The 22,731-nt window shown below is 66.0% G+C and carries 23 protein-coding genes; 14 read left to right on the top strand and 9 right to left on the bottom strand.

Going from position 1 to position 22,731, the window contains the following annotated elements; translation table 11 throughout:
• The first annotated feature begins 30 nt into the window (after window positions 1-30).
• Window positions 31-1,089 carry a TRAP transporter substrate-binding protein DctP gene (gene dctP, locus RXV88_RS00955; RefSeq protein ID WP_316289850.1) on the top strand — a complete coding sequence of 353 codons (1,059 nt, stop codon included), beginning with the start codon at window positions 31-33 and terminating at the stop codon, window positions 1,087-1,089.
• A 117-nt stretch (window positions 1,090-1,206) separates the two neighbouring features.
• Here the strand turns inward: dctP and RXV88_RS00950 are convergent, their stop codons facing one another.
• Window positions 1,207-1,599, bottom strand: a complete 393-nt coding sequence (locus tag RXV88_RS00950) for a hypothetical protein (RefSeq protein ID WP_316289847.1) — start codon at window positions 1,597-1,599, stop codon at window positions 1,207-1,209.
• A gap of 62 nt (window positions 1,600-1,661) precedes the next feature.
• On the opposite strand from RXV88_RS00950, the gene RXV88_RS00945 reads away from it, so the two are divergent.
• Window positions 1,662-2,390: a Crp/Fnr family transcriptional regulator gene (locus RXV88_RS00945; protein ID WP_316289845.1), complete on the top strand. Its 729-nt coding sequence runs from the start codon at window positions 1,662-1,664 to the stop codon at window positions 2,388-2,390.
• Window positions 2,391-2,435: 45 nt separating this feature from the next.
• Here RXV88_RS00945 and RXV88_RS00940 read toward each other — a convergent pair whose 3' ends face one another.
• Window positions 2,436-2,831: a tetratricopeptide repeat protein gene (locus tag RXV88_RS00940; protein WP_316290140.1), complete on the bottom strand. Its 396-nt coding sequence runs from the start codon at window positions 2,829-2,831 to the stop codon at window positions 2,436-2,438.
• Between the two features lie 126 nt (window positions 2,832-2,957).
• Between RXV88_RS00940 and RXV88_RS00935 the strand changes: the two genes are divergently transcribed.
• Window positions 2,958-4,211 carry a cytochrome-c peroxidase gene (locus tag RXV88_RS00935; protein ID WP_316289843.1) on the top strand — a complete coding sequence of 418 codons (1,254 nt, stop codon included), beginning with the start codon at window positions 2,958-2,960 and terminating at the stop codon, window positions 4,209-4,211.
• Between the two features lie 5 nt (window positions 4,212-4,216).
• Here the strand turns inward: RXV88_RS00935 and RXV88_RS00930 are convergent, their stop codons facing one another.
• The 3 genes from RXV88_RS00930 to RXV88_RS00920 all read right to left on the bottom strand — a co-directional run bounded on the left by RXV88_RS00930 (window position 4,217) and on the right by RXV88_RS00920 (window position 6,397).
• Window positions 4,217-4,675, bottom strand: a complete 459-nt coding sequence (locus tag RXV88_RS00930) for an NUDIX hydrolase (protein ID WP_316289841.1) — start codon at window positions 4,673-4,675, stop codon at window positions 4,217-4,219.
• Window positions 4,676-4,820: 145 nt separating this feature from the next.
• Window positions 4,821-5,666, bottom strand: coding sequence for a fumarylacetoacetate hydrolase family protein (locus RXV88_RS00925; RefSeq protein ID WP_316289839.1), 846 nt, complete (start codon window positions 5,664-5,666; stop codon window positions 4,821-4,823).
• Window positions 5,667-5,704: 38 nt separating this feature from the next.
• Window positions 5,705-6,397, bottom strand: a complete 693-nt coding sequence (locus RXV88_RS00920) for a GntR family transcriptional regulator (RefSeq protein ID WP_316289837.1) — start codon at window positions 6,395-6,397, stop codon at window positions 5,705-5,707.
• Window positions 6,398-6,615: 218 nt separating this feature from the next.
• Between RXV88_RS00920 and RXV88_RS00915 the strand changes: the two genes are divergently transcribed.
• The 10 genes from RXV88_RS00915 to RXV88_RS00870 all read left to right on the top strand — a co-directional run bounded on the left by RXV88_RS00915 (window position 6,616) and on the right by RXV88_RS00870 (window position 17,415).
• Window positions 6,616-7,632, top strand: coding sequence for a TRAP transporter substrate-binding protein (locus RXV88_RS00915; protein ID WP_316289836.1), 1,017 nt, complete (start codon window positions 6,616-6,618; stop codon window positions 7,630-7,632).
• 123 nt (window positions 7,633-7,755) lie between these two features.
• Window positions 7,756-8,568 carry a TRAP transporter small permease gene (locus RXV88_RS00910; protein ID WP_316289835.1) on the top strand — a complete coding sequence of 271 codons (813 nt, stop codon included), beginning with the start codon at window positions 7,756-7,758 and terminating at the stop codon, window positions 8,566-8,568.
• Window positions 8,568-10,163: a TRAP transporter large permease subunit gene (locus RXV88_RS00905; protein ID WP_316289833.1), complete on the top strand. Its 1,596-nt coding sequence runs from the start codon at window positions 8,568-8,570 to the stop codon at window positions 10,161-10,163. Before RXV88_RS00910 ends, RXV88_RS00905 begins: the two co-directional genes overlap by 1 nt.
• A 13-nt stretch (window positions 10,164-10,176) precedes the next feature.
• Window positions 10,177-11,265 (top strand): mandelate racemase/muconate lactonizing enzyme family protein, encoded by a 1,089-nt coding sequence (locus RXV88_RS00900; RefSeq protein ID WP_316289831.1) that lies wholly within the window; start codon window positions 10,177-10,179, stop codon window positions 11,263-11,265.
• Window positions 11,262-12,209: a phytanoyl-CoA dioxygenase family protein gene (locus tag RXV88_RS00895; RefSeq protein WP_316289829.1), complete on the top strand. Its 948-nt coding sequence runs from the start codon at window positions 11,262-11,264 to the stop codon at window positions 12,207-12,209. Before RXV88_RS00900 ends, RXV88_RS00895 begins: the two co-directional genes overlap by 4 nt.
• 111 nt (window positions 12,210-12,320) lie before the next feature.
• A complete protein-coding gene (locus tag RXV88_RS00890) occupies window positions 12,321-13,811 on the top strand; it encodes an altronate dehydratase family protein (protein ID WP_316289828.1) in 1,491 nt (496 codons plus the stop codon).
• The gene (locus tag RXV88_RS00885; protein WP_316289826.1) at window positions 13,811-14,854 is read left to right on the top strand and encodes a Gfo/Idh/MocA family oxidoreductase; all 1,044 of its coding nucleotides are present in this window, start codon (window positions 13,811-13,813) and stop codon (window positions 14,852-14,854) included. The genes RXV88_RS00890 and RXV88_RS00885 overlap by 1 nt, the downstream gene beginning before the upstream one ends.
• 61 nt (window positions 14,855-14,915) lie before the next feature.
• Entirely contained in the window at window positions 14,916-15,791 is an 876-nt protein-coding gene (locus RXV88_RS00880; RefSeq protein ID WP_316289824.1) for an NAD(P)-dependent oxidoreductase, read from the top strand.
• Between the two features lie 12 nt (window positions 15,792-15,803).
• Window positions 15,804-16,526 (top strand): SDR family oxidoreductase, encoded by a 723-nt coding sequence (locus RXV88_RS00875; protein ID WP_316289823.1) that lies wholly within the window; start codon window positions 15,804-15,806, stop codon window positions 16,524-16,526.
• A gap of 4 nt (window positions 16,527-16,530) precedes the next feature.
• A complete protein-coding gene (locus RXV88_RS00870) occupies window positions 16,531-17,415 on the top strand; it encodes a DMT family transporter (protein ID WP_316289822.1) in 885 nt (294 codons plus the stop codon).
• A 45-nt stretch (window positions 17,416-17,460) separates the two neighbouring features.
• Here RXV88_RS00870 and RXV88_RS00865 read toward each other — a convergent pair whose 3' ends face one another.
• The gene (locus tag RXV88_RS00865; protein WP_316289820.1) at window positions 17,461-18,198 is read right to left on the bottom strand and encodes an SDR family oxidoreductase; all 738 of its coding nucleotides are present in this window, start codon (window positions 18,196-18,198) and stop codon (window positions 17,461-17,463) included.
• 13 nt (window positions 18,199-18,211) lie between these two features.
• Window positions 18,212-19,993, bottom strand: coding sequence for an IlvD/Edd family dehydratase (locus tag RXV88_RS00860; RefSeq protein WP_316289819.1), 1,782 nt, complete (start codon window positions 19,991-19,993; stop codon window positions 18,212-18,214).
• A 123-nt stretch (window positions 19,994-20,116) separates the two neighbouring features.
• Between RXV88_RS00860 and RXV88_RS00855 the strand changes: the two genes are divergently transcribed.
• Complete coding sequence (locus RXV88_RS00855; protein ID WP_316289818.1) at window positions 20,117-20,818, top strand: RraA family protein; 702 nt, start codon at window positions 20,117-20,119, stop codon at window positions 20,816-20,818.
• A 27-nt stretch (window positions 20,819-20,845) separates the two neighbouring features.
• On the opposite strand, the gene RXV88_RS00850 is transcribed toward RXV88_RS00855, so the two are convergent.
• Both RXV88_RS00850 and RXV88_RS00845 read right to left on the bottom strand, forming a co-directional pair.
• Window positions 20,846-21,736: a phytanoyl-CoA dioxygenase family protein gene (locus RXV88_RS00850; RefSeq protein ID WP_316289816.1), complete on the bottom strand. Its 891-nt coding sequence runs from the start codon at window positions 21,734-21,736 to the stop codon at window positions 20,846-20,848.
• 66 nt (window positions 21,737-21,802) lie between these two features.
• The gene (locus RXV88_RS00845) at window positions 21,803-22,723 is read right to left on the bottom strand and encodes an NAD(P)-dependent oxidoreductase (protein WP_316289814.1); all 921 of its coding nucleotides are present in this window, start codon (window positions 22,721-22,723) and stop codon (window positions 21,803-21,805) included.
• Window positions 22,724-22,731 lie beyond the last annotated feature (8 nt).

Below are 22,731 nucleotides of genomic sequence, written 5' to 3'. Positions count from 1 at the left end.
GACCGAAAGAAAAGCTACAGGGAGACACCAATGCTCAAAGGTCTGACAACGGCGGCGCTGACGGCCGCACTGCTGGCGGGCAGCGCTATTGCTGCCAGCGCGCAGGATTACACCATCCGCGCCACCGCCAACTCGAACGAAAACGACGAGGATTACGACGGTCTCGTGGTCTTCAAGAACCACATCGAGAACGCCTCGAACGGCAAGATCGCCGTCGAGCTCTTCATCGGCACGCAGCTTTGCTCGGGCGGGGCCGAGTGCCTTCAGGGCGTGGCCGACGGGTCGATCGACGTCTTCGTGACCACCTCTGGCGGCGCGGCGGGCATCTTTCCCTATGTGCAGGTTCTCGACCTGCCCTACCTGATGTCCGACGACCGCGTGGCCGAGCACGTGCTGCAAGGCGATTTCACCCGCAAGATGCGCGAGATGGCGCTGGCCAGCTCGGGTGACACGATCCGCATCATGACCATCGGAAACACCGGCGGCTGGCGCAACTTCGCCAACACCCAGCGCCGGGTGCAGATGCCCGAGGATCTGGCCGGGCTCAAGATCCGCACAGTGGTCGCCGACCTGCCGCAAGAGCTGGTCAAGGCCCTGGGCGCATCGCCCACCCCGATCAGCTGGCCCGAGCTTTTCACCAGCTTCCAGACCGGCGTGGTCGAAGGCTCGAAGAACGGCATCACCGACATCATGAACATGAAGTTCCCCGATGCCGGCCTGAACTACGTCACGCTGGACGGCCACGCCTACATGGGCGCGATCTGGGTCATGAACAACGAAAAGTTCCTGTCCATGCCCGAGGACATGCGCCGCGTCGTGGTCGATGGCTTTGCCGCGCTACAGCAGGCGACCTTCGCCAGCCCCAAGCGCAAGTCGATCCAGGCCTATGAGGATTTCGTGGCCGGTGGCGGCGATCTCTACGTGCCCACGCCCGAGGAAAAGGCCGCCTTCCGCGACGCCGCGGCGCCGGTCTTTGACTGGTTCAAGGAGAACGTCGACGGCGGCGAAGAGATCTTCAACGCTCTGACCGCCGCCGTGGCCGAGGCCGAGGCCGATCTGGCCGCCGCCTATGAGGCCGATCTGAACTGATCCTTTTCGGAACCCAAGTCACCGGGCCGCGTGCATCCGCCACGCGGCCCGGTTTCTTTTTGCACGTTCCGTTTGGAAGGTGCCGGGCCAAAACCCCGATCCCTCAACCGCCCAGCGTCAAAGCCTCTTGCAGCAAGGCCTGCAGCGATGCGGACGGCTGCCCGTGATCGTGCGGCATTCGGTGACGGGGCTGTCCATCGGTCCGGCCGTCAGCATGACCAGAATGCCGCCGCGCGCCGCCAGGGTGTCGACCAGCCGCGTTCCCGCCAGCTCCCAACGCGGCGCGATCACAAGCGCGATGTCGTGCGACGCCGGGCCTTCCTGCGCCATCGCGTCGGCGACGGCGTTGGGATGGCTGAAAACGCGCACCTCCGCCCCGGGCATGTCGTCGCCGACAATATCCGCGGCGTCCTGCGCCACGAAATCGTTTGCCGACACGACAAAGACCCGTTCCGCGCCCGTCCGGCCTGCATCCAATCCCATGAGCCGTTCCTGAACCTGAATATCCATCAGGCCAGATGGAACACAAAAGGTACACTCTGCATTAATCTATGACATAGTCAGGAGCCGCCATGGCAACGCAATGCCGAAACTGCCCGATCCGCAAGCTCGACCTCTTCACCCAGATGCGGTCCGAGGAGGTCGAGTTCATGGAGCGTTTCAAGGTCGGCGAAATGACCGTCGACGCCGGCGCGCCGCTGATGTCCGAAGGCGCCAACACCCCGCAGCTTTTCACCGCGCTGTCGGGGATGGGGCTGCGCTACAAGCTCCTCGCGAACGGGCGGCGGCAGGTGATCAACTTCGTCTTTCCGGGCGATTTTCTCGGGCTTCAGGCCGGGGTGATGAACGAGATGACCCATTCGGTCGAGGCGACGACGCCCATGCGGCTTTGCGTCTTCGACCGGTCGGAATTGTGGACGCTGTTTAAGTCGCGGCCCGAACGCGCCTTCGACCTGACGTGGCTCGCGGCACTGGAAGAGCGCTTTCTGGGCGAGACCGTCACCAGCGTCGGGCAGAAAAGCGCGATCGAACGGGTCGCCTGGGCCTTTTCGCGCATCTACCGGCGGATCTGCGCGCTGGGGCTCGACCGGGATGGAGAGATACCGCTGCCTTACCGCCAGCAGGATCTGGCCGATGCGCTGGGGCTGTCGCTGGTGCATACCAACAAGACGCTGGCCCGTCTGCGCGACCGGCAACTCGCCAGCTGGAGCGACGGACGCCTGCGGGTGCCCGACATCGAAGCGTTGGAAGAGGCCGGGCTGGTGGACACGTCGCTAGTGCCCAGACGCCCCCTGATGTGATTTCGCAAATGGTCTCTTGCGCTTGCGCCGCCGCCGCGCCACGCTTCAGCGGAACGGGTACATCCAGACGCGGTAGTCATCGACCAGCTCATGCGCATAGGCCACTTCCTCTGGCGTCATCTTCTTGACCACCTCCTCGACCGAGATCGCCGCGTCGGGGTCGCCGCCGATGGTGCTGAGCCGGTACCACAGGTAGGCGCGCACCAGATCAGGCGCGGGCAGGCCGAGCCCGGTCTCGTAATACCAGCCGATGCCAGATTGCGCCCCCGGATGGCCCTTCATCGCGCTGCGCAGATACCATTCGAAGGCGCGGACGTAATCCTGCTCGACCCCCAGCCCAAGCGCATACATGACGCCGATCAGTTCCTCGGCATCGGCGTTGCCCGACCGCGCCGCGGGCCAGAACGCGTCATAGGCCTCTTGGAAACGCCCAGCCTCCATCAGGTCGCGTCCGTCCTCGATATCGGCGCGCGCCGGGCCGAGCGGCAACAGCGCCAAAGCGGTCACCGCCGCGGCAAACGTCTTTCCTGGTGTCACGCGGTCCTCCTTTGCCTCGCGGGGCCGGTGTTGGCCGAAACCCCTGCGGCGGATGATTTCCTGCCCTTCGATCCGGCGCAAGCCCGGATCGGGCAATTGCTGTTCTACGACAAGATCCTGTCGGGCAACCGCAATATCAGCTGCGGCACCTGCCACCATCACGATCTCGGCGGCACCGACCGGCTGAGCCTCGGGATCGGCGAGGGCGGCGCGGGCATCGGCCCCGACCGCACCGCGGGCGAGGGCGACGACCGCATCCGCAAACGCATCCCCCGCAACGCCCCGGCGCTCTGGAACCTCGGGCACAAGGACATCCGTGTGCTGTTCCACGACGGGCGGCTGGAGGTGTCGGAACTTTACGGAAACGGCTTTGACAGCCCGGCCGAGGAATGGCTGCCGCAGGGGCTGAATTCGATCCTCGCCGCACAAGCCCTGTTTCCCATGACCGCGCAATTCGAGATGGCCGGGAACCCCAGGGAGAATGAGATCGCAGGCGCCGTGCACGACCGGATCGACGCCGCCTGGCCGATCCTGGCCAAGCGGGTGCGCACGATCCCGGAATATGGCGAGATGTTCGTCGCGGCCTTTCCTGGTGTCGACAGCGCCGACGAGGTGACCATCGTCGAGATCGCCAATGCCATCGCCGCCTTCATCGGCGCCGAATGGCAAAGCTTCGACAGCCCCTATGACGCCTTCGTCACCGCTGGCACGCCCCTGCCCGCAGATGCCGAACGCGGGCGGCTCTTGTTCTTTGGGCGCGCGGGCTGTGCGGAGTGTCATTCGGGGCCGCTGTTTACAGACCACCAGTTTCACGCCATGGGCCTGCCCGCCTTCGGCCCCGGGCGCACGCGCCGCTTCGATCCGACCCCGCGCGATGTGGGGCGCATGGGGGCCACCGACGATCTGGAGGACGCCTACAAGTTCCGCACCCCGTCGCTGCGCAACGTCGCGCTGACGGCGCCCTACGGGCACAACGGGGCCTATCCGGACCTGCCAGGCATCATCGCCCACATGGCCGACCCGCGCGCCGCCCGCGCCCGTTGGCAACGCGAGATGGCGCGGCTGCCGCGCGCCGACTGGCTGGCGGCCAGTGATTTCGTGATCGCCTCGGACCGGTTCGAGATGGCCCGGCAGGCGGCAGCCGTCCCCGCCGACGCGGTGCCGCTGTCATCAAACGACATCGCCGCGATCGAGGCCTTTCTGCGCGCGCTGACCGGGGCCAGCGCCCTAAGCACGCCGATGGGCCGCCCCGACAGCGTCCCAAGCGGCCTGCCGGTGGACTGACACGCCTAGCTTGCCTTGAGCAATTCCTGGATGACCGGCTGTTCGCGGGGCTTCTTGACCAGCGTCAGCAACAGCGCGGCCAGATCCTCTTCGTCGACACGCTTGGCCGCCGCCTTGGGCGAGAACCATCGGCGGGTGCGTTCCTTGCGCTCTTTCCAGTCGGATTTCAGCTTTTCCACGATCATCGGATAGACCCGCACGCGGCAGGGAACGATGCGCCCGTCGTCCATGATCTTGGGATAGCGGTAGGTGCCGATAGCCTCGTGGCCGATGTAGCCCTTGGCGCCGGCCTCTTCCAACGCCTCGATCTCGGCGGCGGCCCAGGGTTTCTTGCCGTCCATTTCCCAGCCTTTGGGCATGACCCAGCGACCGGTGTCGCGCGAGGTTACCATGAGGATCTGCAAATCCCCGTTCTTGTCCCACCGCATCGGCAATGCGGCGATCTGTTCCCCGATTTTCGGCATGAAATGAACGCCCTTGGCTGTGTTATGATTTGTTGACTGCTTGAATTAACTTACATTTTCCTGAAGATTTTTCAACTAGACGCCGATTTCCGGGCAAAACGCCCCGCCGAAACGGGGCGTTCTCGGTAATCTTGAGCGGTAAAGATCACTCGGCCGCGACGGCCTCCTGGCGCTGTTTGCCAAGCCCCTCGATCTCAAGCTCCATCACATCGCCCGGGCGCAGGAAGCGCTGCGGCTTCATGCCCATGCCGACGCCCGACGGGGTGCCGGTGGCGATGATGTCGCCGGGCACCAGCTTCATGAACTGGCTCATGTAGCTGACGATCTCGACGACCGAAAAGATCATGTCGTCGGTGTTCGAGCTTTGCACCACCTCGCCGTTCAGGCTTAGCGACAGGTCCAGTTTCTGCGGGTCCGGCACCTCGTCCGCGGTCACCAGCCAGGGGCCGGTCGGCCCGAAGGTGGGCGCGCCCTTGCCCTTCATCCAGGTGCCGCCGCGCTCGATCTGGAATTCGCGTTCGCTGACGTCGTTGATAATGCAATAGCCCGCCACGTGGTTCAGCGCGTCAGCCTCCGAGACGTAAAGCGTCTCGGCCCCGATCACGATGCCCAGTTCGACCTCCCAGTCGCTCTTGACCGATTTGCGCGGGATGATCACCGGGTCGTTGGGCCCCGAAAGCGCCGAGGTCGCCTTGGAAAAGAGGATCGGCTCTTTCGGCGGTTCGGCCCCGGTTTCGGCGGCGTGCTTGGCGTAGTTCAGGCCGACACAGAAAAAGTTCGGCACGCTGGCCAGCGGGCTGCCGATCCGGCCCGGATTTTCGACCAGCGGCAACGACGCCGGGTCGATCCCGCGCAGCGCGTCGAGCGCCGCGATCGACACCGAGTCCCCCGCGAAATCGGTCACATGCGCCGACAAATCCCGCACATTGCCATCGGCGTCCAGCATCCCCGGCTTTTCGGCCCCCACGGCCCCGTAACGCAGCAGTTTCATCTTCGCTCCCTTTCTTTGTGGTCAGTTGCGGATCGTTATCACGACCCGGAGTCGGATTCGACCTCCACCGCCGGGCGGGCGTCTTCGGCCCGGTCGCGGAATTCCTCGATGATATGCGTCAGCAGGTGGCCGAGGTGAACGCCGATCTCGCGGCTGACGGCCTCGGCGTCGCGCGCCTCGAGCCCGGCGACGATGGTGCCGTGCTGGCGCAGCACGCGGTCGCGGTTGCGACGGGTGCGGGCGGACAGAAAGCGCGCCCGCCACATCCGCGCCAGATAGGCCCCATGCGTACGCGCCAGCGCCACGTTATGCGAGGCCTTGGCGATAGCGATGTGAAAGGCCATGTCGATCTCGAACCGGTCGATGTGATCCAGCAGATCGAATTCGGCGGCCATCTTTTCGTGGATCCGGCGGATGCCGGCGATCTCTTCGTCGGTGGCGTGTTCGACCGCCAGCCGGCCCGACAGTTCCTCGAGCGCCACCAGAACGGTGATCGCGTCGGTCACCTCTTTCAGGGTCGGATTGGCGACGACGGGGCTGCGGGCGGGGCGCAGTTCGACCAGACCTTCCTTGGCCAGAATGCGAATCGCCTCGCGCATGGGCGTCCGGCTGACCCCCATCTCGGCGGCGTTGTCGCGCTCTTTGACGGGGGCGCCCGGTGCCAGCCTGCCGCGCAAAATATCCCGGCGCAGCCGCGCCGCGATCTGGTCCGGCAGCGTGGTGTCCGCCATGATCCTTTTGCATCCTTTCGCAGATTGCCGGCAATTATCAAACATTTTCAGGCGCTTGCCGCCGCCTCACTCTTATTTTTTTTGGTATACCAAAATTGATTGATTGTCGAGAAGGTCTTGGTTAGCGTTCGCTGCGGGATGGTATACCATTCTTCGCGCCGGGCCTAAGCCACCGGCGCATCGGATTGCGGTTCAGACACCGCTCAGGGAGGAAAAAAATGTCTTATTCAAAACTGCTTGGCTCGGCGGCACTGGCTGTCGTGATCGCGGGCTCCGCGATGGCGCAAGAAGTGACGCTGCGCATTCAGAACCATTACGCACCCGAATCCGTGTCGGGCCAGCTGACCCAGCAATTCATCGACGATGTCGAGCTGATGTCCGGTGGCGAGATCGACATCGAGTTCTTCTTTTCGTCCTCAGTCGTGGCGACGGTCGAAACCTTCGACGCCGCCGCCAACGGCATTCTCGATTGCGACATGACCGGCGGCGCCTACCAGACCGGCAAGAACCCCGCGTTCCAGTTCGTCGGCGACATCATGGGCGGCTATGACACGCCCTACCAGCAGCTGTCGTGGCTCTACTACGGCGGCGGCCTGGAGGCCGCACAAGAGCTGTACAACACCTACGGCATGCAGCTGATCGGGTGGTGGATCTACGGACAGGAATCCATGTCCTCGTCGCGCCCGCTGGCCGGGCCGGACGATCTGAAGGACTGGAAATTCCGCTCGCCCCCGGGACTTGAGACCGAGATCTTCGCCGAGCTGGGCGCCTCGCCCATCGTGATGGACTTCACCGAGATCTTCACCGCGCTGGAAACCGGCATCATCGACGGCGCCGACGCGTCGAGCCTGGCCAACAACGTGGGCCTGGGTCTTTACGACATCGTCAAGCACGCCACCTACCCCGGCTTCCACTCGATGCCGTCGGACCACCTGGCCTGCAACAAGACCGTGTGGGACGGGCTGAGCGACAAGCACAAGCGCATCATCGAAACCGCGATGCAGAAGCTGGCGCTGCAGACCGCGCTTTATTCCGAGCGCGCCAATGCCGAGGCCGCGGCCAAGCTGACCGCCGAGGGCGTGACGCTGTACGACTGGTCGGCCGAGGACCGCGCCGCGTTCCGCAAGGGCGCGCAGGCGGCCTGGGAAGGCTGGGCCGAAAAGACCCCCGAGGCGCGTGCGCTGGTGGACAGCCACAAGGCCTATCTGGGTCAGCTCGGCCTGATCGCCGACTGACCAGGAGCTTGTCCTTGCGCAAAAGCGCAAGGACCCATGCGGCAGGTCCACGGGCCTGCCGCAATTTCTTGCCGGCAGCGGTGAACCGGTCCGGCAATGTCGAACTCAACGGGGGGACGGATCATGCAAACCGAAAGCGTTTGGCTGGGCCCGATGCGCGCGCCGGTCCGCATGGCTCTGATCGGGGTCACGGTCGCGACACTGGCGATGGCGATCTGGTTGATCGGCGGGCATTTCCTGAGTGCCGAGGGCATTTCGATGCACGAGATGCTGCGCCCCGAGGGGCGGCCGCAGGTTCAGATCATGCTTTGGCTGATGTTCCTGACCTTGCTGCTGGCCTCGCTCTACCTGTCGGATTTCATCGGCAGCATCGAACCGGCGCCCACGGGCCCGCTGGATTATCTGTCGCTGGTCTGTTCGCGCGTCGCGATGATCGGCGTCGCCGGCATCGTGCTGGTGATGTTCTACGAAGTCGTGTCGCGCTACGTCTTCGAAAAGCCGACGCTCTGGGCCAACGAGCTATCGCTCTGGATCGCGGCCTTCGTGTTCCTGCTGGCCGGGCTTTATGCCATGCAGCAGCGCAGCCACATCCGCATCTACATCATCTACAACATCATGCCGCGCTGGATGCAGAAAGCGTCCGACGTGATCTCTGTCTTCCTGATCTGGGCCTTCACCTTCAGCCTGGTCTGGGGCGCCTTCAACGAGGCCCAGCAGAAATTCGGCCGGATGGAGACCTTCGGCACCGCCTGGGATCCGCCCATTCCCGCCACGGTGAAACCCGCCATCCTGATCATCATCACGCTGGTGGCGATCCAGGCGCTTTCGAACCTCATCACCGACTGGAAAAAACACCCCGAGCATCATTCGCCCCTCGACGATGTCGACGAGACCGAGATCGAGAACATCCGCCGCACGCTTGAGGAGAAGAACTAATGGTCGATATCGGCACCCTCAGCCTGCTTTTGTTGCTGGGCATGTTCGCGCTTTTGGCCATCGGTATGCCGCTGGGCTTTGCCTCGGCCTTTCTGGCGGTGGCGACGCTGGTGATGAAATTCGGGCCCGACCTTCTGTTCGGCCGCTTCGGCATGGGGCCGTTGTCGGTGCTCAGCCAGGCGGTCTACCGGCAGATGACGAACTACGTTCTGATATCGGTGCCGCTCTTCATATTCATGGCCGCGTTACTCGAGCGATCCGGGATCGCCCGCGACATGTATTCGTCGCTGAACGTCTGGCTGTCGCGGATGCGCGGCGGGATCGCGGTTGTGACCTCGATCATGGCGGTGATCATGGCGGCCATGTCCGGGATCATCGGCGGCGAGGTGGTGCTGCTGGGGCTGATCGCCCTGCCGCAGATGCTGCGGCTGGGCTACAACCAGAACCTCGCCATCGGCACGATCTGCGCGTCGGGTTCATTGGGCACCATGATCCCGCCCTCGATCGTGCTGATCTTCTACGGGCTGGTGACCGAGACCTCGATCAAGGCGCTCTTTACCGCGTCCTTCCTGCCGGGCTTCATGCTGGCGTCGTTCTTCATCATCTACATCCTGATCCGGACGCGGATGGACCCAAGCCAGGCGCCCCTGCCAGAACCCGACCCCAATGACCCCAGTGGCAGCGAAAAGGGGCTGATGTTCCTAGGCTTCCTGGCGCGGTTCACCCTGTGGCTGACCGGGGTGCTGCTGGCGCGCAACCTCTTCTTTACCTTCACCGGGGCCAATGCGGTGACCGAAGGGGTCGATCCGATCTTCCTCGGGATGGTGTCGGACATTCCCTGGATTGTCGGGGCCTTCGCGATTTCCCTGCTGATTGTCTTCGTCGTGGTCGGGCGCGAGCGCACCGCCGCAGGCTGGCAGATGGGCAAGGGCCTTATCGCGCCCATCGTGGTGATCGGGGTGGTGCTGGGGTCGATCTACGGCGGCATCACCGGCATCACCGAGGCCGCCGGCATGGGCGTGATCGCGGTCTTCGTGATCGGGTTGATCCGGCGCGAGATGACCTTCGACATCGTCTGGGATTCGCTGATGCGGACGCTGAAATCCACCGGCACGATCATCTGGGTGACCATCGGCGCGGCGGCGCTGGCGGCGGCCTATACCCTGGCCGGCGGGCCCACCTATGTGGCCAACCTGATCGTCGGCGCGGATCTGCCGACCATGGGCATCATCCTGACCATGATGGTGATCTTCCTGATCATGGGCATGTTCATGGACTGGGTCGGCATCGTGCTGCTGATCATGCCGGTGTTCCTGCCCATCGTGCTGAAACTGCCGATCGAAGAGCTGGGCTATCTCGGCCAGCTCGAGCCGCGCCATGTGGCGATCTGGTTCGGTGTGGTGTTCTGCATGAACATGCAGGTCAGTTTCCTGTCGCCGCCCTTCGGCCCCGCGGCCTTCTATCTGAAATCGGTGGCGCCGCCGCATATCTCGCTGACCGACATCTTCCGCGGGTTCCTGCCCTTCATCGCAATCCAGCTGCTGGCGCTGTCGGTTCTGCTGATCTGGCCGCCCATCGTGACCCTCTTCCTCTGATACGACCCAAGCCATGGCCCGGATAGACCGCATCATCGCCGATCACTACATGATCCCGCTGCCCCGGGTGCTCGAGGATTCGATGCACGGCCAGATGCGCGGTTTCGAGGTGGTCACCGCGCGGGTGCGCGACGCCGACGGCGCCGAGGGTGTGGGCTATACCTTCACCTGCGGCGTGAACGGCGGCGCGGCGGCGGATATCCTGGGGCGCGAGATGGCGCCCAAGGTTCTGGGCCGCGACGCCGACCTGACCGAGGCGATCTGGAAGGACCTCTGGTGGGCCTTCCACTACGGCGGGCGCGGCGGGCCGACGGTGCTGGCGCTGTCGGCGCTGGATATCGCGCTCTGGGATCTCAAGGCGAAACGGGCGGGCCTGCCGCTCTGGCGGCTGCTGGGCGGGTTCGACCCCAGGGTGCCCTGCTACGCGGGCGGCATCGACCTCGACCTGACCCCCGAAGAGCTGGTGGCCCAGACCCGCGACAACATGGAAAACGGCCACCGCGCTATCAAGATGAAGGTGGGCCGCGACAGGTTGTCCGAGGATGTGGCCAAGATCACCGCCATGCGCGACGCCTTCGGCGCGGACCTGCCGCTGATGGTCGACGCCAACATGAAATACACGGTCGCGGGCGCGATCCGCGCCGCGCGCGCCTTTGCGGAATTCGACCTGACCTGGTTCGAGGAACCGATCCCGCCCGACGATCCCGCCGGCCACGCAAGGGTGCAGACCGAAGGCGGCATTCCCGTCGCCACCGGCGAAAACCTGCGGTCGCTGTGGGATTTCAAGACGGTCATCGACAGCGGCGGCGTCAGCTTTCCCGAACCGGACGTCACCAATTGCGGCGGCGTCACACCGTTCATAAAGATCGCCCGGCTGGCCGAGGCGCACCACCTGCCCGTGACCAGCCACGGCGCGCATGACATCACCGTGCATCTGCTCGCCGCCTGCCCCAACCGCTCGTATCTCGAGGCGCATGGCTTCGGGCTCGAGCATTATGTCGAGACGCCTTTGCGGATCGAAGACGGCCACGCCATCGCCCCCGACCGTCCGGGCCACGGCGTCGTCTTCGACTGGGACCGGCTGGAGAGCCTGCGACCATGACCCTGTTTCTGTCGGACACCCAAAAAGACCAGTTCGAACAGGTCGGCTTCCTGGTGGTGGAGGACGTGCTGCCGCCCGGCCTGCTGGACCGGATCCGCGCCGAATACGCGACCCTGCTCGACGCGCTTTATGCCCGCTGGCAGGCCGAGGGGCGCGTGCCGCCCTGCGACGGCGGGTTTCAGGACAAGCTGCTGACCAGCTACGCCGCCGGCTGCGACTGGTTTCAGCCGATGGACATCTCGCTGCCCGGCGATGCGATCGCCGCCGACACGCCGTTTCACTTCGGCCCGGCGGTCTTCGACATGGTGACCTGCCCGCGCCTGCTCGATCTGGTGGAGGATCTGATCGGGCCCGAGATCGCCTCGAACCCGATCCAGCACGTGCGGCTGAAGCCCCCCGCGACCGACCTGCGCGGCGACGAGATCCGCGCGCATATCACCGCGACCGACTGGCACCAGGACCGCGCGGTGGCGCATGAAGAGGGCGACGCGACGCGGATGGTGACGGTCTGGCTGGCGATCACCGATGCGACGGTCGAGAACGGCTGTTTGCAGGTGATCCCCGGAAAGCCGCGCATGTGCCCGCATTGCCCCAAACGCCAGACCGCCATCGCCGACGGGTTCCTCGACGAAGAGGCAGCGCTGCCGCTGCCCGTCAAGGCCGGCGGCGCGGTGATCTTCCATCCGCTGACGCCGCATGCCTCGCTGGTGAACCGGTCGGACGCCTTCCGCTGGTCCTTCGACATTCGCTACAATGTGACCGGCCAGCCGACGGGCCGCGCGCATTTCCCCGACTTCGTCGCGCGCTCGCGCGCCGCGCCGGACACCGAACTCCGGGACTGGCGCGCATGGCGCGCGATGTGGGAAGCCGCCCGCGCCCGGCTCGCAGGCCAGCCTCATATCCCGATCCACCGCTGGCAGGCGGACAGCCCTGCCTGTGCCTGAAATGCATCACGACACGCGTCGCAGTCCCGGGCTTGCCCCGGGACCTCATGGCCAAGAGGCCCCGGATCGGGCCCGGGACTGCGGCGCGCCCGAAACGAAGGTTGCACCGAGATGAACACCGTCCGTCTGTCCGACCATGACAACGTGGTCACCGCCATCCGCCCGCTCGCCGTAGGCGACGAGGGCGCCACGACGCTGATCCCGCGCGGCCACAAGATGGCGACCCAGGCCATCGCCAAGGGCCAGCCCGTGCGCAAATACGACCAGATCATCGGCTATGCGCATGAGGACATTCCGCAGGGCGCGCATGTGCACACGCACAACCTCGACTTCCGCAACGTCGATACCGAATACGAGTTCGGCACCAACCTGCGGCCCGTGGCGCCCGCCGCGCAAAAAGACAGCTTCATGGGCTTCCGTCGCCCCTCGGGCCGGGTCGGCACGCGCAACTATATCGCCGTCATCACCTCGGTGAATTGCTCGGCGACCGCCGCGCGCATGATCGCGCAGCATTTCACCCCCGACCGGCTGGCCCCCTATCCCAATGTCGACGGCGTCGCCGCCTTTGTGCATGGCACCGGCTGCGGCATGGCCGGGGATGGCGAGGGTTTCGAGGCGCTGCAGCGCGTCATGTGGGGCTATGCCCGCAATCCCAATGTCGGCGGCGTGCTGATGGCGGGGCTGGGCTGCGAGATGAACCAGATCGACTGGCTGGTCGAGGCCTTCGGCCTCACCCCCGGCCCGCTCTTTCAGACGATGAACATTCAGGACGTCGGCGGGCTGCGCAAGACGGTCGAGCTGGGGATCAAGAAGATCGAGGCGATGCTGCCGCTGGTGAATGAAGCCACCCGCAGCGAATGCCCCGCCTCCGAGCTGATGGTCGCGCTGCAATGCGGCGGGTCGGACGCCTGGTCGGGCATCACCGCCAACCCGGCTCTGGGCCATGCCTGCGACCTGCTGGTGGCGCAGGGCGGCACCGGCGTGCTGGCCGAAACGCCCGAGATCTACGGCGCCGAGCACCTGCTCACCGCCCGCGCCGCCGACCGCGCCACCGGCGAAAAGCTGGTCGGCCTCATTCGCTGGTGGGAGGATTACACCGCCCGCAACAAAGGCAGCATGGACAACAATCCCAGCCCCGGAAACAAGAAAGGCGGGCTGACGACGATCCTCGAAAAATCGCTGGGGGCCGCGGCCAAGGGCGGCACCACGCCGCTGACCGGCGTTTACAAATACGCCGAGCCGGTGACGGCCAGGGGCTTCACCTTCATGGACAGCCCCGGTTACGATCCGGCCTCGGTCACGGGGCAGATCGCCTCGGGCTGCAATCTGGTGGCCTTTACCACCGGGCGCGGCTCGGCCTTCGGCGCGAAACCCAGCCCGTCGATGAAGATCGCCACCAATTCGGAAATGTACGCGCGGCTGAGCGACGACATGGACATCGACGCGGGCCGCATCCTGACCGGCAAGGCCAGCGTCGAGGAGGTGGGCCGCGAGATCTATGAGATGTGGCTGCGGATGGCCAGCGGCGAGGCGACCAAATCCGAGGCGCAGGGGTTGGGCGATTACGAATTCGTGCCCTGGCAGATCGGCGCGGTGATGTGATGGCCCCAGCGCTTCCGCTTTGCGTAATCGGTGGCGGGTCGATCGGGTTCCGGCACATGTCGGTCGCGCTGGCCGCGCCGCAGATCGACCTGACGGCGGTGGTCGAACCGCAGGAGGCACGCCGCGCGGAGCTGGAAAGCCTCGGGTTTCCGGTCGTGTCCGGGGTCGAGGACGTGCCCGCCCGCACCCGCGCGGCCGTGATCGCCACGCCGACCCCGGATCACCTGGCCAGCGGGCTGGCCGCGCTGGGGCGGGGCTGGGCGGTGCTGGTCGAAAAGCCCGTCACCGCCACGCTGGACGAGGCCGAAACGCTCTGCCGCGCGGCAGAGAGCGCCGGCCTGCCGCTGCTGACCGGGCACCACCGGCGCTGCCATCCATTCGTCGCCGCCGCCCGCGACCGCCTGCCCGATCTGGGCACGCTGGTCGCCGTTCAGGGGCTGTGGTCGCTGCGCAAGCACGACAGCTATTACGACGTGCCCTGGCGGCGCGCGCCGGGCGCGGGGCCGATCCTGACCAACCTCAGCCACGAGATCGACCTCTTGCGGCTGTTCATGGGCGAGATCGCCAGCATCACCGCGCAGACAGCGAATGCGGCCCGCGGTCTGGCGATCGAGGACACCGCCGCGCTGACGCTGGGCTTTGCCTCGGGCGCGCTCGGTACCTTCCTGATCTCGGACGCCGGCGCCTCGCCCTGGAGCTTCGAGGCCGCCTCGGGCGAGAACCCCGAGATCGGCCAGACCGGTCAGGACCCTGTGCGCTTCATCGGCACCAAGGCCAGCCTTTGCTTTCCCTCCCTCGATCTGTGGCACGAGGCGACGGATTGGCGGACGGCGCAGACCCGCACCCCCGGGCCCAAGCTGCCCCGCGTCGATCCGATCCTGGAACAGATGCTGCGCTTTGCCCGTGTGGCCGGGGGCGCGGCGGACGATCTGCTGGCCACGGGCCGCGACGGTCTGGCCACCCTCGCCGCGACACTGGCCACGCTTGACGCCGCTGCCAGTGGCGGCACCGTCCATGTCGGGCCGGTCACCGAATGCGCCTGAGCCGCCAGTACACAAACCGCCGGCCCATACCCTGCGGCCGGACCCTATTGGAGGACCTCTCATGACAGCAGCGAAAATCGGGTTCATCGGCCTCGGCCTGATGGGGCGCGCCATGGTCGACTGCCTGCAGACCGCGGGCCACGAGCTGATCGTGCTGGGCCACCGTGACCGCACCGGCATCGACGCGGCGCTGGCGCACGGCGCGACCGAGGCGGCAAGCGCCCGCGCGCTGGCCGAGGCGAGCGATGTGGTCATGCTCTGCATGGGCACGTCAGAGCATGTCGAGGCCAGGATATTCGGCGACGACGGCGTGCTGGCCGGGGCGCGCGAAGATCAGATCGTGATCGACTTCGGCACCTCGCTGCCCGCCTCGACGCTGAGGATCGGCGCGGCGCTGGCCGAAAAGGGCGCGGCCTATCTCGACGCGCCGCTGGGCCGGACCCCGGCCCATGCCAAGGACGGGCTGCTGAACATCATGTGCTCGGGCGACGAAGCCGCGTTCGAACGCGCCCGGCCGCTGTTGGAGACGCTGGGCGAAAACGTCTTTCACCTGGGCAAGCTGGGGACCGGGCATACGATCAAACTGATCAACAATTTCTTCGGCATGACCACCGCCTGCGCCATGGCCGAGGCCTTTGCAATGGCCGATGCGGCGGGGGTGGCGCGCGAGGATCTCTACAACGTCATGGCCGCCGGGCCGCTGCGCTCGGGCATGATGGATTTCGTCCGGAACTACGCCGCCGAGGGCAAGATCGATCTGGCCTTTTCGGTGACCAACGGCGCCAAGGACGTGGGGTATTACCGCCAGATGGCCGCCGATCTGGGCGCGCAGTCGCGCATTTCCGGGGCCGCCGACGCCACGCTGCGCGAGGCACGCGACAATGGCTTCGGGGACCGCTTGGTGCCCGAGATGGTGGATACCTCAGCACACATCTGAAAGGTGAATGACATGAGATTGCAGGGAAAACGGGCCTTCGTCACGGCGGCGGGCCAGGGCATCGGCCGCGCCATCGCCGAGCGGTTCATGGCCGAGGGCGCGTCGGTCGTAGCCACCGATCTGAACCCCGCGCTGCTTGAGGGGCTGGACTGCGAGACGGCGGCGCTGGACGTGACCGACAAGGCCGCGCTGACGGGCGCGGTGCAGGCGGCCGCCCCCGACGTGCTGGTCAATTGCGCGGGCTTCGTGCACGCGGGCACCATCGCCGAGGCCACGGATGCGGAATTCGACTTTGCCCTGGGGCTGAACGTGCGCTCGCAATTCCATTCCATGCAGGCGGTGCTGCCGGGCATGGTGGAACGCGGCGGCGGGTCGATCGTGAACGTCGCCTCGGTGGTGTCGTCGATCGTGGCCGCGCCGAACCGCTTCGTCTATGGGGCCACCAAGGCGGCGGTGATCGGGATGACGAAATCCGTGGCTCTCGATTACGTGACCAAGGGGGTGCGGGTGAACTGCATCTGCCCCGGCACGATTGAGAGCCCGTCACTGCAGGACCGGCTGCACGCCATGGGGGATTACGAAGAGGCGCGCCGCGCCTTCATCGCCCGCCAGCCCATGGGCCGGATCGGCACCGCCGAGGAGGTGGCCGCACTGGCGCTCTACCTGGCGTCGGACGAATCGGCCTTCACCACCGGGCAGGCGCATGTGATCGACGGCGGCTGGGCGGTGGGCTGAGCCGGTGTCCGTCGCCCCGCGCGAAGAGCGCACCGGCCTGGGCCTGTCGCTCATGGCGCTGGCGGTGGTGTTTTTCACCTGCATCGACACCACGGCGAAATGGCTGATTCTGGCGGGGGTGGCGCCTCTGCAGGCGGTGTTCTGCCGCTATGCCGGGCATTTCCTGATCGCCTGCGTGATCTTCGTGCCGCGCGACGGGCCGTCGGTGTTCCGCAGCCGCGCGCCCTGGCGGCAATTGTTGCGCAGCGCGCTGCTGGGCGCGAGCACGATGTTCAATTTCGCCGCCCTCAGCCACCTGCCGATCACCGTCACGACGACGATCTTCTTTGCCGGACCCATCGTCGTGACGCTCCTGGCGATCCCGATCCTGGGCGAACGGGTCGGCATCCACCGGATCGCGGCGGTTTGTGCGGGGTTCTTCGGGGTGCTGGTGGTGATGCAGCCCTGGGGCACGGGTTTCGATCCGGCGATGATCCTGTCGCTTTGCGCGCTGGCCTGTGCTTCGGGCTATTTCATCTTGACGCGTATGCTGGCCGGGATCGAGGCCAACGGCACCGCGCAGCTGTGGTCGGCAGGCCTGCCGACCCTGGCGCTGGCACCGGTGGTCTGGCCGCTCTGGCACATGCCCGACCAGCCGCTGGTTGTCGTGATGATGAGCGTGATCGGGCTTTTCGGCGCGCTTGGGCATATCGCGACGACGCGGGCGCATACCATGGCCGACGCGTCGATCCTGGCGCCGGTGGTCTATATCCAGATCCTGCTGGCGGCCATCGCGGGGATCCTGGTCTTTGCGACCTGGCCCACGGTCTGGACGCTGGGCGGCGGCGGCATCATTATCGCCGCCGGGCTTTATATCTGGCACCGCGAGCGGCGCGCCCGTTTTCCGTGACGGAAAACGGTCCGGATTTTTACTTAAAAATCCGATCCCGGCCGGTCAGCCGCGGCCGATATAGGGCATGGCGCTGGCCATCACCGTCATGAACTGGACGTTCGCCTCGAGCGGCAACGACGCCATGTGCAGCACCGATTTCGACACGTTCGACACATCCATCACCGGCTCGACGGCAATGGTGCCGTCGGCCTGCGGCACGCCCTTGGTCATCTTCTCGGCCATGTCGGTCAGCGCATTGCCGATATCGATCTGGCCGCAGGCGATGTTGTAGGGCCGCCCATCCAGCGATATCGACCGCGTCAGCCCGGTGATCGCGTGTTTCGACGTCGTATAGGCCGCCGATCCCCAGCGCGGGACATAGGCCGACACCGACCCGTTGTTGATGATCCGCCCGCCCTGCGGGTCCTGAGCGCGCATCACCCGAAACGCCGCGCGGGCGCAGATGAAACTGCCGGTCACGTTGATGTCGATCAGGTTGCGCCAGTCGGCCACCGCGATCTCGTCGATCGTCGCGCCCAAAAGGCTGACGCCCGCGTTGTTGAAGATGCAATCCACGCGCCCCCATGTCGTGACCGCCGTGTCGAAGGCCGCATCGACCTGCCCTTCGTAGGTCACGTCACACGCCAGGACCAGCGCGTTCTCATGGCCGCCCGAGACCTCTTCGAGCGCGGCGGCAGTTCGGCCGATCAGCCCGACGCGCCAGCCCGCCTCGAGAAACGTCTTGGCGCAGGCCTTGCCGATGCCGCGGCCCGCGCCGGTAATCAGGATGCTTTGGCTCATGATGCGAAATCCTTCAGTGGTTGTCGCGCGGCAGGTGCCGCGCGACCTTTTGATAAGCGGTCGCCAGTTCCAGGCAGCCGCCCTCGGCCAGCTGGCCCACGTGGGTGCGGTAAATCTCTTGCCACGGGGTCTGGTTGACGATCTCGGGCGCGGTCCAACCCGCCTTGCGGCGTGCCCATTCGGCCTCGTCCACCAACGCGTTCATCGTGCTGTCGTTCAGATCGAGCCGAACCATGTCGCCTGTCTGCAGAAAGGCCAGCCCGCCGCCCACCACCGATTCCGGCGAGGCGTTGAGGATGGAGGGGCTCTCGGACGTGCCCGATTGCCGGCCGTCCCCCACCGTCGGCAAATGGTTGATGCCCGCCTTGATCAGCGCATCGGGCGGCTGCATGTTCACCACCTCGGCCGAGCCGGGATAGCCGACACAGCCGACGTTGCGGATAAAGAGGATGCAATGCTCGTCGATGTCGAGCGAGGCGTCGTTGATGCGGTCGTGGTAATCCTCGGGGCCCTCGAAGACGATGGCGCGGGCCTCGAGCACGCCCTCCTTGCCGGGCTGCGACAGGAAGCGGCGCTGGAAATCCTCGGAGATCACCGAGGTCTTCATCAACGCCGAGTCGAAGAGGTTGCCCGACAGCACCTTGAACCCAGCGTTCACCCGCATCGGGTTGTCATAGGGCCGGATCACGTCGCGATCCTGGCTTTCCAGACCGGCGAGGTTCGCGCCCATGGTCTGCCCCGTCGCCGTCATGGCCTGTTCGTGAATCCGCCCTGCCTTCATCAGCTCGGCCATGACCCCCGGAACGCCACCCGCGCGGAAGAAAGACTCGCCCAGGTATTCGCCCGCGGGCTGCATGTTCAGCAAAAGCGGCACGTCGAAGCCGACGGTCTCCCAATCCTTCACGTTCAGCTCGACCCCGGCGTGGCGCGCCACCGCCTGCAGGTGCGGCGGCGCGTTGGTCGACCCGCCGATGGCCGCGTTGACGACGATGGCGTTCTCAAAGGCCTCGCGCGTCAGGATGTCGGACGGTTTCAGATCGTCGTAAACCATCCGCACGATGCGCCGGCCGGTCTCATAGGCCATGGCCATGCGCTCGCGGAAGGGCGCGGGGATCGCGGAATTGCCGGTCAGCGACATTCCCAGCGCCTCGGCCATGGCATTCATCGTGCTGGCCGTGCCCATTGTGTTGCAATGGCCGAGCGACGGGGCGCTGGCGCAGACACGGCTCATGAACTCTTCATAGTCGATCTTGCCTTCGGCCAGCAGACGGCGGCTTTCCCAGACGATGGTGCCGCTGCCCGCCCGCTTGCCCTGCCACCAGCCGTCCAGCATCGGCCCGCCATTGAGAGCGATGGCCGGCAGATCGACCGTCGCGGCCCCCATCAGCATCGCCGGCGTGGTCTTGTCGCAGCCGGTGGTCAGAACCACCCCGTCGATGGGATAGCCGTGCAGCACCTCGACAAGGCTCAGATAGGCGAGGTTCCGATCAAGCGCCGCCGTCGGCCGCTTGCCGGTCTCCTGAATGGGGTGCACCGGGAATTCCATCGGGATGCCGCCGCCATCGCGGATGCCCGCCTTGATCCGGTCCATCAGAAAGACGTGGATCTTGTTGCAGGGCGCCAGATCGCTGCCGGTATTTGCGATGCCGATTACCGGGCGGTCGCCCTGAAGCTCGGCCCGGGTGTATTCCTGGTTCTGATATCGCTCGAGATAGAGCGCGGTCATGCCGGGATTGTTGGGATTGTCGAACCATTCCTGCGAACGGAATTTCTTGCCTGCGCGGGTGTCTGACATGCGGGTCGTCCTTGGATCGAAAGCCGGCCGGGTCCGGCTTGTGAGCATTTGCAATTTTGGTATACCAAATGACGCGGCCCGTCCATAAGCCGTATCCGGCCAGCCCAAACGGAGACAGGCGACATGATCGAAGAACCCCCCGCGCTGATCATCCGGCGCAACCGCCCGCGCCCGACCGAGGCGCAGATCGCCGCGTTCCAGGGCGTTCCGACCGGCTTTGTCTGCGATGCCCTCGGCGGTGGCGGCGCGCTCGACAAGGCGATCCGGCCCATCGGCGAGGGGCGCGATCTGAGATGCATGGCGGCAGGCCCTGCGCTCTGCGCCGACAACGGGCCGGGCGACATTCTGGCGACCCTTGGCGCGCTGGACGAGGTGCAGCCCGGCGACATCGTGGTGGCGGGATTCGGCGGGCACCAGGGCTGCGCGTCGGCGGGCGACCGGGTCATGGGGATGCTGCGCAACGCAGGCGCCGCGGGCTTTGTGTCGGACGGGCCGATGCGCGACTACGACGGGATCGTCGCGGCGGGCCTGCCCGCGTGGTGCACCGGGCTTTGCCCGGCATCACCGTTTTCCACCGGGCCGGGGCGCGTGGGCGGATCGGTGAACATCGGCGGGCAGTCCGTCGCCAGCGGCGACATGATCGTGGGTGACCGGGATGGCGTGGTCGTGGTGCCTTTCGCACGGATCGACGAAGTGATCGCACGGCTGGCCGAGATCATCCGGCTGGAAGAGCAGCTCGATGCAGAGGTCGCGCAGGGCCTGCGCAGCTTCGGCCGCCTGCCCGCCATGCTGGCCAGCGGCGCGGCAGTGATCGAGGATCGCTGACGCCGGGCCTTTTGCCACCTTATCCGCTCAGCGAAACGCGCTTTTCGCCCCGCCGGATTCCTGCATGCGGAAGATCGACGAAATATCCGGCGCGGGCGGCAAGGGCATGACAACCGGCACATCCGCCATCCGCGGCGTCAGGCAGGGCTGGCCGGTGATCACGCGGTCCTGAAGATCCTCCCAGAACCCGCGCTGCCCCAGCGCGTGGAAATAGCTGCTGGACCCCAGCAAGGGCCAGGCATCCCCCGCCGCGCATTCGTAGAACAGAATCAGACGGTTCCGGTCGCTCATGTTCGGGGCCGAGCCATGCAGCGTTCGCGCGTGATGCACCGTCATGTCCCCGGCCTTGCCGGTCAGCGTCACCACACGGTCACGCTCAAACAGCGGATCGTCCGGGTCGATGGCGCCGCAGAAGACGCCGTTGGCATGATGGCTCAGCACCGGGCCGCGATGGCTGCCGGGCAGAACCATCAGCGGGCCGTTCGCCTCGTCCACGTCCTCGAGCATCAGCCCGAAGGCCAGCAGATCGTCGTTGGTATGCGGATAGAACGCCCAGTCCTGATGCCATTCCACCGCCGCCCCGCCGCCCGGCGCCTTGGTGTTCAGCTTCGAGGTCAGCAGCACCGTGTCGGGCCCCAGCAGATCGTTCAGCACCTGCGTCACCCGCGATTGCGTGAGGATCTGCCAGTAATACGGGTCCTGCCTGTGCGGCAGTTTGATCCGCGTCAGCCGCGGCTCGGCCGCGCTGTGCCCGGTGTCGAGATCGTAGACATCGTCGCTTTGCGCAACGTCACGCGACCCGTCGATAAAGCGATAGGTGATCTCCCGCAGCCGCGCGAGTTCGTCGGGCGTCACCGCCGCCTCCACCTTCAGATACCCATTTTCGGCGTAGAACGCCTTTTGATCCGCTGTCAGCATCGGCCCCTCCCTGGCCCTGGCGCGCAACACCGGTCCCGGATCCGATCCGGGACCTCCCCGCGCGGTTCAGTCCTGACCCTTCTTCACCGCCTCGGCCATGTCGACGCCGTTCAGACGGCCAACGTGATCCGACAGCATCGGTACGTAATCCGCACCCGAACCAATCGCCTCCACATGGGTGTAGTAATGCTTGATCGACGCGCCCATGACGTTCACCACCCCCGCATCCGCCGCCATCTGCGCGACATAGCGCACGTCCTTCGACGCATTGGTGATCGAGAACTTGTGCGCGTCGCGGTCGCGGTCGCAGACATAACGCATGAAGGTCTCGAAAAAGCCGTTGCCCATGCGGCTCGGCCCGATCACCTTGCGCACGGTCTGCGGGGCGATGCCGACCTTGGCCCCCAGCACCACCGCCTCGGAGAAGAGCGCGCCATAGCCCATCGCCAGAAAGTTCATGATCAGCTTCATCTTGTGGCCCGATCCAACATCGCCGATCCGGGTGATGCTGCCGGCCCAGCAATCGATCACCGGCTGGACCGTGTCGAACAGGGCCGCGTCGCAGCCCACCATGGCGTCCAGCATACCCTCCTCGGCCTCTTTCGGCGTTCGGCCCAGCGGCGCGTCCACCATGCTGACGCCCTTGGCCGACATCTCTTCGGCCAACGCCAGGGTCGAGGTCGGATCGGCGGTCGAGGTATCGATCACGATCAGCCCCTCGCGCGCGCCGGCCAGGATGCCGTCCGCCCCCCGGATCACCGATTCCACCTGCGCCGAGTTCGACAGGCAGATGTGGATGATGTCGCAGATCTGCGCCATCTGCTTGGGCGAGGTGCATTCATGCGCGCCCATGTCGATCAGGCTTTCGACCGGGGCGCGGTTCACATTGCCCTTGACCCAGAGCTCATAGCCCCCCTTGCGGATGTTCTTGGCCATGCCGTGGCCCATGAGGCCCAGACCGATAAAGCCGATGACCGGTTTTCCCATTGCTCTCT

Origin of the sequence: Aestuariicoccus sp. MJ-SS9, from assembly GCF_032586235.1 — a bacterium.
Lineage (GTDB): Bacteria > Pseudomonadota > Alphaproteobacteria > Rhodobacterales > Rhodobacteraceae > Aestuariicoccus.
The sequence above is the reverse complement of the archived record's forward strand: the minus strand, read 5'-3'. Positions and strand labels throughout refer to the sequence as shown.